This is a genomic window from Cloacibacillus sp. (assembly GCF_020860125.1).
Classification (GTDB): domain Bacteria; phylum Synergistota; class Synergistia; order Synergistales; family Synergistaceae; genus Cloacibacillus.
Genome location: NZ_JAJBUX010000007.1, coordinates 39908 through 52180, shown reverse-complemented (window position 1 = coordinate 52180; position 12273 = coordinate 39908). Strand labels below are relative to the sequence as shown.

General features: G+C 52.3%; 15 protein-coding genes and 2 tRNA genes. 4 read left to right on the top strand and 13 right to left on the bottom strand.

Annotation, left to right across the window (positions count from 1 at the left end; genetic code table 11):
* Positions 1-81: 81 nt before the first annotated feature.
* Genes LIO98_RS01120 through LIO98_RS01100 form a run of 5 tightly spaced genes read right to left on the bottom strand, consistent with a single transcriptional unit; the run spans position 82 to position 5656 of the window.
* On the bottom strand, positions 82-1755 hold the full coding sequence (locus LIO98_RS01120) for a glutamine--tRNA ligase/YqeY domain fusion protein (protein ID WP_291952476.1): 1674 nt from the start codon (positions 1753-1755) through the stop codon (positions 82-84).
* Positions 1756-1776: 21 nt separating this feature from the next.
* A complete protein-coding gene (locus LIO98_RS01115) occupies positions 1777-2739 on the bottom strand; it encodes an asparaginase domain-containing protein (RefSeq protein ID WP_291952474.1) in 963 nt (320 codons plus the stop codon).
* Positions 2739-3755 carry a hypothetical protein gene (locus LIO98_RS01110; RefSeq protein WP_066744204.1) on the bottom strand — a complete coding sequence of 339 codons (1017 nt, stop codon included), beginning with the start codon at positions 3753-3755 and terminating at the stop codon, positions 2739-2741. Before LIO98_RS01110 ends, LIO98_RS01115 begins: the two co-directional genes overlap by 1 nt.
* Positions 3756-3761: 6 nt before the next feature.
* A complete protein-coding gene (locus LIO98_RS01105) occupies positions 3762-4067 on the bottom strand; it encodes a hypothetical protein (RefSeq protein WP_066744202.1) in 306 nt (101 codons plus the stop codon).
* Entirely contained in the window at positions 4067-5656 is a 1590-nt protein-coding gene (locus LIO98_RS01100; protein WP_291952470.1) for a proton-conducting transporter membrane subunit, read from the bottom strand. The genes LIO98_RS01105 and LIO98_RS01100 overlap by 1 nt, the downstream gene beginning before the upstream one ends.
* 250 nt (positions 5657-5906) lie before the next feature.
* Between LIO98_RS01100 and LIO98_RS01095 the strand changes: the two genes are divergently transcribed.
* The 4 genes from LIO98_RS01095 (at position 5907) to LIO98_RS01080 (ending at position 8109) form a co-directional block, all read left to right on the top strand.
* Positions 5907-7136: a dicarboxylate/amino acid:cation symporter gene (locus LIO98_RS01095; RefSeq protein WP_291952468.1), complete on the top strand. Its 1230-nt coding sequence runs from the start codon at positions 5907-5909 to the stop codon at positions 7134-7136.
* Between the two features lie 120 nt (positions 7137-7256).
* Positions 7257-7352, top strand: a tRNA-Ser gene (locus LIO98_RS01090).
* A 14-nt stretch (positions 7353-7366) separates the two neighbouring features.
* Positions 7367-7443: transfer RNA gene (locus tag LIO98_RS01085), tRNA-Arg, on the top strand.
* Positions 7444-7644: 201 nt separating this feature from the next.
* A complete protein-coding gene (locus tag LIO98_RS01080) occupies positions 7645-8109 on the top strand; it encodes a GIY-YIG nuclease family protein (protein ID WP_291952466.1) in 465 nt (154 codons plus the stop codon).
* 65 nt (positions 8110-8174) lie between these two features.
* Here LIO98_RS01080 and LIO98_RS01075 read toward each other — a convergent pair whose 3' ends face one another.
* From LIO98_RS01075 to LIO98_RS01040, 8 genes are all read right to left on the bottom strand, one after another.
* Positions 8175-8501, bottom strand: coding sequence for a hypothetical protein (locus LIO98_RS01075; RefSeq protein ID WP_291952464.1), 327 nt, complete (start codon positions 8499-8501; stop codon positions 8175-8177).
* The gene (locus LIO98_RS01070; protein WP_291952462.1) at positions 8464-8895 is read right to left on the bottom strand and encodes a hypothetical protein; all 432 of its coding nucleotides are present in this window, start codon (positions 8893-8895) and stop codon (positions 8464-8466) included. The genes LIO98_RS01075 and LIO98_RS01070 overlap by 38 nt, the downstream gene beginning before the upstream one ends.
* Positions 8846-9187, bottom strand: a complete 342-nt coding sequence (locus LIO98_RS01065; protein ID WP_291952460.1) for a hypothetical protein — start codon at positions 9185-9187, stop codon at positions 8846-8848. The genes LIO98_RS01070 and LIO98_RS01065 overlap by 50 nt, the downstream gene beginning before the upstream one ends.
* Entirely contained in the window at positions 9188-9439 is a 252-nt protein-coding gene (locus LIO98_RS01060; protein WP_291952459.1) for a hypothetical protein, read from the bottom strand.
* Positions 9440-9455: 16 nt separating this feature from the next.
* On the bottom strand, positions 9456-10016 hold the full coding sequence (locus tag LIO98_RS01055) for a glycosyl hydrolase 108 family protein (RefSeq protein WP_291952458.1): 561 nt from the start codon (positions 10014-10016) through the stop codon (positions 9456-9458).
* Positions 10017-10038: 22 nt separating this feature from the next.
* The gene (locus LIO98_RS01050) at positions 10039-10386 is read right to left on the bottom strand and encodes a hypothetical protein (protein WP_291952457.1); all 348 of its coding nucleotides are present in this window, start codon (positions 10384-10386) and stop codon (positions 10039-10041) included.
* Between the two features lie 12 nt (positions 10387-10398).
* Positions 10399-10752 (bottom strand): hypothetical protein, encoded by a 354-nt coding sequence (locus tag LIO98_RS01045; RefSeq protein ID WP_291952456.1) that lies wholly within the window; start codon positions 10750-10752, stop codon positions 10399-10401.
* A 125-nt stretch (positions 10753-10877) separates the two neighbouring features.
* Positions 10878-12269, bottom strand: a complete 1392-nt coding sequence (locus LIO98_RS01040) for a hypothetical protein (protein WP_291952455.1) — start codon at positions 12267-12269, stop codon at positions 10878-10880.
* Positions 12270-12273: the final 4 nt, after the last annotated feature.

The following is a 12273-nucleotide window of genomic DNA, read 5'->3' as shown; positions in this document are numbered from 1 at the left end:
TACGAAGATGAGACGCCTTGCCTATGGCGTCTCATCTTTGTTGTCGAATATTCTTCATCAACAGACAGGGAGGGCTTGCCGCTACCGCTTCTGTTCCTTACCCCAGGAGTCCTTCAGCGATACCGTGAGGTTAAATACGGGGCGCTCCGGCGTGGTGGCGCTGTCGGCGCAGAAGTAGCCGTGACGCAGAAACTGGAACTTATCCAGCGGCGCGGCCTGCGCGAGCGTGGGCTCCACAAGGGCCTCTTCCATGACCACACATGACTGCGGGTCAAGGTAATCCTTATAGTCTTTGCCATCTTCCATGTCGTTCATATTGCGCAGTGTGAAGAGGTGTCCGTAGAGGTTGACTCTCGCCTTCACGGCGTCACCGCCCCACACCCAGTGGAGCGTGCCTTTTATCTTGCGTCCGTCGGGGGCGTCACCGCCGCGGCTCTCCATGTCGACCGAGCAGCGCAGCTCCGTGACATTCCCCGCCGCGTCCTTGATCACCTCGCCGCACTTGATGATATAGGCGTGTTTGAGGCGCACCTCTTTGCCGGGCGACAGGCGGAAGAAGCCCTTCACCGGCTCCTCCATGAAATCTTCACGCTCTATATAGATCTCTTTGCCGATCTTCACTTTGCGGCTGCCGGCCTCGGGGTCCTCGGGATTGTTCTCGGCGGGAAGCTCGTCGACAAAACCATCTGGCCAGTTTTCAAGCACCACCTTGAGCGGATTCAGTACCGCCATGCCGCGCCGCGCCGTCTTGTTGAGCTCTTCGCGCAGGCAGTGCTGCAGAAGCTCGACCTCGACCATGCTGTCGGCCTTCGCGACGCCGATCTCGCGGCAGAAGCGGCGGATGGCGGCGGCGGTATAGCCGCGGCGGCGGAAACCGGAAATCGTCGGCATGCGCGGGTCGTCCCAGCCGTCGACGATGCCGAGAGAGACAAGCTCAAGCAGCTTGCGTTTGCTCATCACCGTGTAGGTAAGGTTAAGGCGCGCGAATTCATACTGGTGCGGCACATGCGGAACGTCCACGTTGGCTATGAACCAGTCGTAGAGGGGGCGGTGGTCCTGGAATTCAAGGGTGCAGATGGAATGGGTGACGCCCTCGATGGCGTCCTCGTAGCCGTGGGCGAAGTCGTACATCGGGTAGACGCACCATTTAGCGCCTGTACGGTGGTGCTCGCGTTTGAGGATGCGGTAGATAACGGGGTCGCGCAGGTTGAGGTTGCTGCTCGCCATGTCGATCTTCGCGCGCAGGACGTGGCTGCCCTCTTCAAATTCTCCCGCCGTCATCTTCGCGAAGAGTTCAAGGTTCTCTTCCACACTGCGGTCTCTGTAAGGCGAGTCGGCTCCGGGCTTCGTCAGCGTGCCGCGGTTGGCGCGTATCTCCTCCGCGTTCTGGTCGTCGACATAGGCTTTGCCGGCCTTTATGAGGTCGAGCGCCCACTTATAAAACTGTTCAAAATAGTCTGAGGCGTAGCGCAGCTCGGCCCACTCGAAACCCAGCCACTTGACGTCCTCCATGATCGCCTCGACATACTCCGTCTCCTCTTTCGCGGGGTTTGTGTCGTCAAAGCGAAGGTTGCACCTGCCGCCAAACTGCGCGGCCATGCCAAAGTTAAGGCAGATGGATTTCGCGTGCCCGATGTGGAGATAGCCGTTAGGCTCCGGTGGGAATCTCGTGACCACCTCGTTGACCGTACCGTTTTCAAGGTCTTTGGTTATTATCTCCTCGATAAAATTCTGATTCTTATTTTCTGAAGCCATTAGGCCGCCTCCAATTATCTATTAAAATTTTTCCAAATATAATTGCAAAATATTTTCCGGCTCTTCCGGTGAAACTAATAATGAAAGATATGATAATGCAATCAGGAACTCAAGGGAATAGCTTCCCTGACTAAAAATGGAAAAACTCTCTTGCGCCAGCTCCGCGATGCCGACGCCGCCGTAAAAGGCGGGGTTTTTTCGGCCGCGGGCGCACGAACTGGCCGCGATGATGAGCGGCCTGCGGCCTCCAGCCGGAAAACTTTCCGCCAGCTGCAGGCGCAGCCTCTGCGGCATATTCCCCGCGCCGTATCCGGCTAGGATAAGTATCTTACAAAGATCAAAGCGCGGCAGGACCGCGGGATGCAGCGTGACAAGCGACAGCCCTGCTGCGGCGGCGCGCCATTCAGTCTCTTTACCATCGAGGGCGCGGTATATCCCGTTTCGCGGCAGTGCGCCGTATCCGGTAGATACATAGGCGGAGAGCACCTCGGCGTCCTCCTTATGTACAAAGGCCCCCTCGTAATCCCGGCCGTCAAAGTGGATGAATACGCCGCGCTTCACGCCGCAGAGAAGCCTTGCCGCTCCGTGGAGGTTGGATTCTCCGTCAAAATCGGGAGCCCCAGGCGTCCGCTGGCTGCCGGTGAGCACCACCGCGGCGTCCGGGTCGGCTGTGAGCGAAAGCCAAGCGGCGGTATAGGCCATCGTATCGGTCCCATGGATTATGAGAATCTTTTTTACCCCGCGCAGGACCGCTTCGTTTACCCTCTGCGTAAGCGTCAGCCATTCAGCGGGAGAGATGTCGGAGCTGTCGCATCCTGCCTCGCCAAAAACAGCCTCCACACTGTAAGAATATCCTTTTTCGCTGAGGAACTCCCCCGCCCTTTGAAGAATGCCGAGAGCGGCATCTGAATCCGGCACCGCGCCATTTCCATGGTCGACTGAGACGATGGTGCCGCCGGTGGAGATTATCAGCACCTCTTTCATCAGAACGACGCGGCCTCCTGTGAGAGAAGTATGCCTTCGTACCAGAGCAGCATCATCGCCGCCACCGTCAGGATCGGGATCAGGCTTCCCCTGAACGGTTTCGGTATCCTGCTCTCCGCCGCCTGCACGATGAGCCAGCAGGCTGGAACCAGTACCAGACGCGAGGCTACGACCGCGAGCCAGAAGATGACAAAGTTCAGCGCCTGCCCCCGCCACGAGATGCCAAGCCCTTCGCTCAGTGTGGCGATCATGTCGGCGGGAAAGAGTATATAGGTGACGATCGATATCACGATGAAGGCCCGGAAGACCGACCATATCTGCAGCATCCCCCTCGGCGCGCCCTCAAACTCCGGAGACTCTCCATGAATAAAAAGCGCGCTGCCGGCAGTAACGCTGCGATGCGGGATCTGGCTCAATATCACGAAGACCAGAAGCAGAACGCCGCAGATCCCCCAGGCGGACATAGAGGCAAAGTGTCCCGTCATGGAAAAAGAGTTGAGGCTGAAAGGGTCGCTGTCGAGGCCGTTTTTCGTAAAGAAGGAGGCCAGCGAGGCATAACAGGCGACGAGCGGCACCAGCAGCCGCAGCATGTTGCGCATCTCACTGCGGGCAACCTCGTTACCGGTTCCAGTTCCCAGCGCGTAAAGCGAAATAAGCGCGAATACCTCCGAGAGCAGCAGGAACTGCACGAGCTGGATGAGATCAGAGCCATTGTCGATGATGGGGATAAAGGTGCAGAAGGGCAGACTCGCGCAGACCGTCATCAGCGAGGCTATCGCCAGCGATGGGCCGTAAAGGGCGATATTGACGGCGGCGGTCTCCGGCAGCCCTATCTCCAGGCGGAAGATGGCGCGCAGCCCTCTCCTTGGTACGCGGACCCCACCCATGCGCTTTCTCTGTACGGCAGAGACCAGCAACAGATAGAGCTTCTCCGTCACGATCGCCGCGACGAGCGCAAACCCCATCAGCAGCCAGGCGTTGAAATACTTAAAAACCATCGAAAAGAGATCTATCATTAAAAATCACCCTAGAAATATCGTAATCACAAATAATATCGTCAGCGCGGCGATCCCGAAGAGGCCGCATGACGGAAGCTCACCCCACGGCTCGATGAATACCCGGCTGAAACCGGCGATGAAACGCTCCACGGGCAGGACGGCGGCCTGCTCCTGCACACGACGGCGCGGTTCAGGGAAGAGCCTCCCGCCGCGGCGCTTTACGGCAATACTGACGACGAGCCAGGCGACCAGCGCGGAGAGAAGAAAGACCAGCAGCCATTTGTATACGTCCCAGATAAAGAATCCCGTTGAAATCCTGAAAGCCATCATTATTCGTCTACCTCCACGGAGAACAGGTTGGCCGGAGTCGTGCGGTTGATCAGCGACTCGACGGAGGGGGCAACCGACTCCTCAAAAAGCTCGCCGGGCAGCACCGTCGTCGTGATAAAGAGCATCAGCAGCAGAAATAGCGGGAAGGCGATCGTCACCTCGCCGCTGAAGCTGAAATCCTGCTTTTGAGAGACCTTGCCGATCGTCAGCGCGATAAGGAAGCGCAGCCCTGTGAGCAACATTGCCACAGTAAAGAGGAAAAGCGCCGTGAGTACGAGGGGGCTCATGAAGTTCGCCGAGCGGAACAGCAGCTGCTTGCCGCTGTAACCGATAAAGGGCGGCAGCCCGCCGAGTATCGCGATGACGATGAATAGGGAGAAGGCGGTGAAGGGAATACGTTTCAGCAGCGCTCCCTCCTGCCAGAGCTCGCGCTCCTCATACCTCTGTTTCAGAAATACCGTTATTATCGCCAGCGCGGCGGAGATAGGCAGGAAAACCAGCCAGAGCGAGATCATCGCTTCGATCGCGCTCACGCCGTAGAGCGCGGCGCGCTCCGCGCTGAATGTGCCGTCCATCGCAATACCGATGGATATCAGGATCATGCCCTTCATATAGAAGACCATCGAATTCATAAAGCGTTCAGGATCCTTAGCGCCGCAGGAAAGGACCAGCGCAAGCATGACGGAGGCGAAGCCGAGCAGGATGAAGAGCATGGGTACCTTTTGCAGCCCCTGCATCGGCCCGTAAAGGGAAAAGATGACGCGGAAAGCGACAAAGAGCGAAGCCTGCGTCCTTATCCCAAAGAAACAGTTGCGAGAGGCGTCGGGAAGATATGGCGACGGCTTCACGAAGATATAGAGCAGCGGCACAACGAGAAAGATAAAGGCCCACAGCGTATCGTTCGCGGGGGCGATCCTCGTGGCGATCATATTGATGTTGTCGGTGCCGTACTTCACCCGCAGGATCACAACTCCGGCGAGGAACATCACCAAAAGCAGCACACGCGAGACATAATAGAAGACAGACTCCCCGCCCTCCCGCCTCTTAGTGGCGAAGTTGCTGTAAAGCCCCGTCACGCCAAGCTGTGTAAGTAGCAGGAATACAAAGAGCAGCATCAGGCTATTCAGATAAAATATCCCCTGAATGCCGGTGCAGGTCAGCAGGAAGAAAACCACCTTGCGCGGCGTTATCACATTCTGGCGGTCGGCGAGGGCCCTGATGCCCGCCGTCAGCGCCACAAAGCTCATAAGCGCCGCCGAGATCGCCCCGAAGGCGTCTATCCGCAGCACCGCCTGCGCGTTTTTAACCGACTCGCTGGTGAGAACGTTGGACCAGCCGGTATTCGTAAAGACGTAAAGCGGGCTGTAAGAACCGCTCACGCTCATCCATACGAGGCTGGAAAGCACTGTCCCCGCAACGAGCAGGACAAGGAAAGGCAGCTTGTACAATATCTTCGGCAGGACCAGGACGCGCCCCGTCCAGCGGGAGAAAAACCTGTTATATAGAAGCAGCAGTCCATAACAGCCGGCGCCGGCAAGCGGCAGGATCAGCGTGAGGAACGGCAGCGGCATTGATTTAAACAGCAGCAAAGAATTCATCGGCTCACCAAATTTCTTATAACTTGTGTTTCGCGCGCTGCGGCACAGGCACGAATCCGGAAACCACAACAGCAATTATATCAAAGAGTCAGGGCTTTTTTCCGATAAAAAATATATCAGCGCAACAAGTTGACCCTCCATAAATAAACAACGCGGTAATAATTATGCTAGAATAGTCATGCAGCGGTCTGTTCTTTATTGTTTTATAAACCAAACTCAATTCTTATAAGGAGTGAATGTTATGCAGGAGAAAAAGAAATTATCTCTCATCGCGAAAATTGGGGTGGGCTTCATCATCGGACTCATCCTTGGGTTCATCATCGGACCCATGGCCTCTAATTCACCGTTCATCGCGGATATCGTGATCCCTCTGCTGCAGCTTGTCGGAAATATTTTCCTCGCGCTGCTTAAGATGCTGATCGTACCTCTGGTATTCTCCAGCCTGATAATGGGAGCCTCTTCAATAGGAGACCCCAAAGTGCTGGGCCGCATCGGCGTCAAGACTGTGGCCTTCTACCTCGGCACTACGATCGTAGCGATAGCTATCGGACTCGTCCTCGGCAACGTCATCCAGCCCGGCGTCGGCATGGCGATCGAGGGAGCCAAGGCGGCGGCTAAAGAGCCGGAGACGGTCTTCAACGTCATCCTCAATATTTTCCCCGCCAACCTGCTGAAGGCTCTTGTTGAAGGCGTGATGCTCCAGGTCATCGTATTCGCGCTCTTCCTAGGCGTCGCGGCGACGCTCATCGGTGAAAAGGGACGGGCCTTCCTGGAGTTCAACTCGTCTCTCGCCGAGGTGATGTTCAAAGTCACGGCGATCGTCATGAAGACCGCCCTGTACGGTATCTTCGCGCTCATCGCCGTAACCGCGGCGAAATATGGCCCCGCCGTCCTCGCCCCCTTCGCGAAGGTAATCTTCGCCGTCTATCTTGGCTGCTTCCTGCAGGTGGTCATCGTCTACTCCGGACTCATCACCGGCGTCGTCCACAAGAGCCCCCTATGGTTCCTCAGGGGCGTGCGTGAGGCGATGCTCGCAGCCTTCGTCACCAGAACGAGCGCCGGCGTGCTTCCCATCTCGATGAATAACGTGCAGGACAACCTCGGGGTCAGCGAAGATGTATCCGCCTTCGTCCTGCCGCTCGGCGCGACGATCAACATGGACGGCACCGCCATCTATGAGGGCATCTGCGCGCTCTTCGTCGCCCAGGCCTTCGGCATCGATCTCAGCTTCGGCGCGCAGCTTGGAATACTCATGACCGCCACGCTCGCCTCCATCGGTACCGCTGGCGTGCCTGGAGCCGGTCTGATAATGCTGTCGATGGTCCTTGTCTCCGCAGGGCTGCCGATTGAGGGAATGGCCCTCGTCGCCGGCATCGACGCGGTGCTCGACATGGCGAGGACCTGCGTCAACATCACCGGCGACATGTGCGTCTCGACCGTCGTCGCGAAGACGGAGGGCGAAAAGCTGTAGCGCATTTCACCCCGCGGCCATTGTTCAATTATTAAAATAGACTGTAAATAACTTTTTAACATAAAAGAGAGACCGAGGGCGTTGACAAAAGGGGGGATGCGTAATAGAATATTTCTCGTTGGTGAGGTGGCCGAGCTAGGCTGAAGGCGCTCGCCTGCTAAGCGGGTAGGGGGACATAAATCTCCCTCCAGGGTTCAAATCCCTGCCTCACCGCCATAAAAACGCCAAACGCGCCGGTAGCTCAACTGGATAGAGCATCGGACTACGGATCCGAAGGTTACGAGTTCAAATCTTGTCCGGCGCGCCATATTACTGAAGAAATTGCCCCTCTATGAGGGGCTTTTTTATTGGGTACTCACAAGGTACTCAAGATTTAATGCTCTTTCAAGTGCACATCACCCAGAGAGAAAAAAGAGACCGTAGAGAAGATTTTATAGTTATAGTATGATTGTCTTGTTTTTGATCTGTTATTAAATGACTACAAAATGCAAATAAGCGAGATGAGGATATGTGTATTGACATTAAATCTGTTTTAGAAAAATGTGAAGAATATACCCCACTACCTGGCTATTATTTTTGTGTAATGTCTAACTTCTACGCCTTTAATAATATAGAGAATAGCGAATTGAAAGAATTGGTTGTTGATAGACTTAAACAAAATGGTAATATCTTATATGTTGGCATAGGAAAAGACGATGTAAGAGTTCGGGCCTTCAATCATGTTCTCGGTAATTCTTTAAATTCAACATTACGCAAGAGTCTTTCTGTTATTTTAAAAAAAGACAAACAAAAATTAAGTGAATGGATAAAGTCTAACATAAAAATCCTTTATATAACATGTAAAACAGGAAAAGAGGCTGAATCCGCAGAAGATACATATATAGAAAAGCTTAAGCCCCCACTAAACCTTATTCCAAGAGGCAATAACCCCAGAATCGAAAAAATCATGGAAATATTACGAAATCCAAAATAAAAAAAAAGGGGGGCCGACGACCAAACGTCTGCCCCCTGCCAAACATATAATATTTTTCATCGTTTTCATTGCGCCGCGATCACGCCGACCGCGCCGCCGACAACCAGCCCCAGCAGTAGCTTGCCTATGCCCTTCTGCTTTTCGGCCCTCGCCTGCTTCTGCAGAGTAATGTTCATCTGCTGGAGGATGCTATTCTGCTCCCGAAGTAGTCGTCTTTCTTCCTCACTTGCCGCCGTGTAGCGGTCCAGCTCGGCGATCAGCTGCGCCATGCTCTGCCGTTCAGAGGCAAGGGATTCACGCACCGCCGCAACCTCGGCCACCAGCGCGGCGTTGTCGGCGACGATCTCGCGGATATCACTCTTCGGAGTCTGTATCTGTCCGCTCTCGGTCAATGTTGCGCTGGCGTACGCCCGTAATGAGAGCATTAAAAGCGTCAACAAGGCTATCGTCAGGCAGAGCACGAGCTTGCTTGTACGCATCAGCTGTCACCTCCTGTATGCGGCGGTCGTTGGTCCGCTGCAGCGCCGCGAGCGCCGCCGTTTTCTCCGCAAGCACCTTTTGCGCCGCTGCCGTTTCGGCCTCCGCCGCCCTGAGCTTTTCGGCTGTGACCGCATATTCGGCCCCCAATGCGGAGAGCTGCGCCGAGTGGTGCGCATCGAGCGCCCAGAGCGCGAACAACGCTGCGAGCAAGAGCACGGCCAGCACAAGCAGCCAGTATTTGTTTTGCCCGAGCCAGTCAGCCGCTTTTGTCAGGATCGGCGTCTTCGTCTGTGCTTCCGTCTCCATCGTCGGCCACTCTCCTTTCTCCGTGCGTTTCGTCGCTCGGCGGCATGAGGCGGCGTTTGAACGTATATGCCGCCCATACACCGCCGCAGAGCCCGCAGAGAGCCTCGAAACCGTCGAATCGCCTCCCACAGAACTGCGTGCCTATCCACGAGGCCCCGACCGCCGCCGTGAGCACGCCCGCTGCGACGCGCGGCAAGCTCATAGCCCTGAACTCCAAATCGTCGTAGAAGATGAGAGCGAAGTCTTTCAACAGCTTGGCCAGCGCTTTAGCAATCTTCTCGAATATTGTCATTTAGTGCGTCTCCATAATGTCGTCGATTCGGCGGTGTGCGGATTTTACGTCGCGCTCCACCACTGCGATACGCTCAGACTGCTTGTCCACACGTTCGTCGATTCGTGCCAACTGTGCGCCGAGTTTTTCTATAGCTACCTCAAGGCGGGAGATGGCGTCTTTGAGCGGCGTTATCACTAACATTTTCGCAAGCGTCATCGCAAAGGTTATTATGCCTATGTATACCATGGCGTTTTCAAGTGTGATGTTCATTTTTGCTTTCATCCCCTCATCCCAGCAGACGCCGGTTTTTCTCGATCCTATTCAGCCACCCGCGCAGGAAACACGCCTGCGATGGGTTGTTCGCCACAATCGCCCTGAAATACTTCTCGCGCTCGTTGATGTATATCTCGCATATCAGGCGCAGGTTATTTTTATAGCGTATACAGGCATCGAGCGCCGCCATAGACTTGGGCCCCAGCTCGCCGTCAACGACGACAGAAAGTTTTAGTCCGGCTTTTGCGGCATAGTTGTTTATGGTTTTTTGCATCAGTTTTGCCGCCCCGCCCAGTCCATGATTCACCGCGGCGTCGAAATGCAGCATGCAAAGCGGCTCCGGCATTTTATCTGCTTTGGATGGGCGCCAGTACAGCACACGATATATCTCCACCGCCTCCGCGCGAGTAAGGGCTTTGATATTCTGATGCTTGACTATGCCCTGCTTGTACGCCCTCTCCAGTGTGCCAGCGGTGATTCCCATGTTGGTCGCACCGCCGCGGTCGTTGGGATGGTTGCTTTTACCACCTTCGGAGCCAAATACAAAGGTGAGCGCCTTTTCAAAACTTCCCATTTAAGCTATCCCTCCCATATGGCTACAGCCACTTAAAATCACTCGCCTCGCCCGCGTAAAAGCGGTAGAGGATAAGGTGCAGCAGCGCAACAATAATGTACGCCCAAAGCCCCACGGCATAAAAAATCGGAGCGGCTAAAAACTCCGCTCCGAACCCGGCAACCGCCGTTATCTTCTTATGCCGCACCGAAAAACCTTCCGGCATATACCAGACACCACGCGGTATCGACACCTTGCCCCACAGCTTACCCCAGGCGAACCGAAAAACGATCCGCTCGCCAAAACACAGCGCCGTAAAATAATGGCCCGCCTCATGCATGAGGCAGGCCAGCACGGCGCTTATCAGCACCTCTAAAAGTAATTTCTCCATCCGTATAGCTCCTTAATTAAAATCCAACGTTATAGACTTAATATAAATCTCATTACGACCAATCATTGTATCCCCATTATCGATATGAAGTCCTACATAACTGGCCATTTCCATATTTACATTAGGCATATCTCCTGAAGAAAATTCTAGCAACACTTTCCCTGTAGCAATATCTTCTAACGGTAGAACGGAGTCACCCTGATAATAATTACTACCTTGTCTAACTATGGGAGTAAAAGTTACTCCCATATAATCATCCTCTTGTAATTCTACCGTCATGGAGCAGGAATTGGTAGGAGCAAAGAATTGATTTACTGGTATTAAAACTTCATACCACGTATACTCATTTAAAGTTATACAAAGCATATTATTAAACCAGTCATAATCTGCTCCTGCACCATTATTTTTCCAACCTGATAAAGCAGAACCTATCTTTAATGTTGCTACTCCATTTTGAATGGTCCAGTTTATTGTTTCTGTAATACTAGGAGTTACTTCCCCCCCCCATCTCCAATCTTAAACTCAATTACTGTAGTAGCGGGATTTGCATTAGACATAGGTGCATTTGCTAAACCTTTAACACCACCAGTTAAGTCTACTAACGTATATTCAGGGTCACTAGCTTGTTTTTGCACTGGTAAGCTAAAAGTCCTAATCTCTGTACCTGTACCATCTTGTATTTGTATATAAATATCATTAGAAGCTAAATCTACATTTTTTGGGTAGTTTGTACCTTTCATCCAACAATTTTTATTAGCGGGATACGCATACTCTCTTAAAATACATGAGGTAATAGGAAATACATTAGTAGCAGATACCATAGTACCACCATAGCCATTATCATTACCATCACTGTAGTAACATGAATTTACATGGATTGACCCTCCACCTACTATCCCCCCAAATGACGAAGAACCTTGAGGTTGTATTGCATAAGCACTACACTCAATTATACTCGAAGCAGGATCACCCAGACCACATATACCACCAACAGTATGTTCCACATCATTTACACTTATTTCATCACCATTAAAAGTACAATTATTAATAATGTTATCTCCTGAAAAAATCCCAACAATACCCCCAATGTTCATGGGATTATACATAACAGGAACTATTATGTTATTTAACACAACACAATTATTAAAGACTTCATCTAAAGTTAAATTGGATACATAAGCCCCAGCTATTCCTCCAACATTCATAAGACTGGCCCAGTTTTGGTCTTGTACCATACTTATATTACTAACTACATTTTGTATTTTAGTGTCCTGAGCGAAACCAACAACACCACCAAAATAATTAGTTAATTCTGTTGGTGTTATACTTCCAGTAAGTTGAAAATTTTTAATAATGGTTCCTTGAGGCGTTGCATCTACTTTTCTAACAAAACAAAAGAACCCGACTTCACTATCAGCAGAATCACTTATCATATTTACATTTCTAATAGTATGACCTTGACCATCAAAGTAACCTGTAAATCCGAAATTACTTTTAGAATAAGCCCGCGTACCAATAGGAAGTGTAACTTTATTATTCATATCTATATTTTTAGTGACTTTTACTTTAACGTCGTACATTGGAAATGCTGTCCAACCTGAATACGCCTGATAATTAGTTTTCATAGTAAAGGCCGCCATTTTACTAGCAGAATCTATTATGTACCAACCATCAGCATCAGGCCCACTTAGGAAAGGGTCAGTTGTAGGAAAAGTCCCATCCCATACGTCAAATGCTGTATCAGGAAGAGGAGGAATCCCCCCACCACTATCTTGTATCATAAATCGTCTCATTTCAGCCAGCTCCTTAATTTTTTTCACCGTGTAAACCGCTATGAATATAGCTATCGCTACAATCAACAGATTCAATCCCGATTGGGCCATTGAT

What these genes read in the sequence shown, in the direction of transcription:
- LIO98_RS01120 (WP_291952476.1), bottom strand. Translation starts at nt 1,755, where the DNA reads ATGGCTTCAGAAAATAAGAATCAGAATTTTATCGAGGAGATAATAACC.
- LIO98_RS01115 (WP_291952474.1), bottom strand. Translation starts at nt 2,739, where the DNA reads ATGAAAGAGGTGCTGATAATCTCCACCGGCGGCACCATCGTCTCAGTC.
- LIO98_RS01110 (WP_066744204.1), bottom strand. Translation starts at nt 3,755, where the DNA reads ATGATAGATCTCTTTTCGATGGTTTTTAAGTATTTCAACGCCTGGCTG.
- LIO98_RS01105 (WP_066744202.1), bottom strand. Translation starts at nt 4,067, where the DNA reads ATGATGGCTTTCAGGATTTCAACGGGATTCTTTATCTGGGACGTATAC.
- LIO98_RS01095 (WP_291952468.1), top strand. Translation starts at nt 5,907, where the DNA reads ATGCAGGAGAAAAAGAAATTATCTCTCATCGCGAAAATTGGGGTGGGC.
- LIO98_RS01080 (WP_291952466.1), top strand. Translation starts at nt 7,645, where the DNA reads ATGTGTATTGACATTAAATCTGTTTTAGAAAAATGTGAAGAATATACC.
- LIO98_RS01070 (WP_291952462.1), bottom strand. Translation starts at nt 8,895, where the DNA reads ATGGAGACGGAAGCACAGACGAAGACGCCGATCCTGACAAAAGCGGCT.
- LIO98_RS01065 (WP_291952460.1), bottom strand. Translation starts at nt 9,187, where the DNA reads ATGACAATATTCGAGAAGATTGCTAAAGCGCTGGCCAAGCTGTTGAAA.
- LIO98_RS01060 (WP_291952459.1), bottom strand. Translation starts at nt 9,439, where the DNA reads ATGAACATCACACTTGAAAACGCCATGGTATACATAGGCATAATAACC.
- LIO98_RS01055 (WP_291952458.1), bottom strand. Translation starts at nt 10,016, where the DNA reads ATGGGAAGTTTTGAAAAGGCGCTCACCTTTGTATTTGGCTCCGAAGGT.
- LIO98_RS01050 (WP_291952457.1), bottom strand. Translation starts at nt 10,386, where the DNA reads ATGGAGAAATTACTTTTAGAGGTGCTGATAAGCGCCGTGCTGGCCTGC.
- LIO98_RS01045 (WP_291952456.1), bottom strand. Translation starts at nt 10,752, where the DNA reads ATGCTTTGTATAACTTTAAATGAGTATACGTGGTATGAAGTTTTAATA.
- LIO98_RS01040 (WP_291952455.1), bottom strand. Translation starts at nt 12,269, where the DNA reads ATGGCCCAATCGGGATTGAATCTGTTGATTGTAGCGATAGCTATATTC.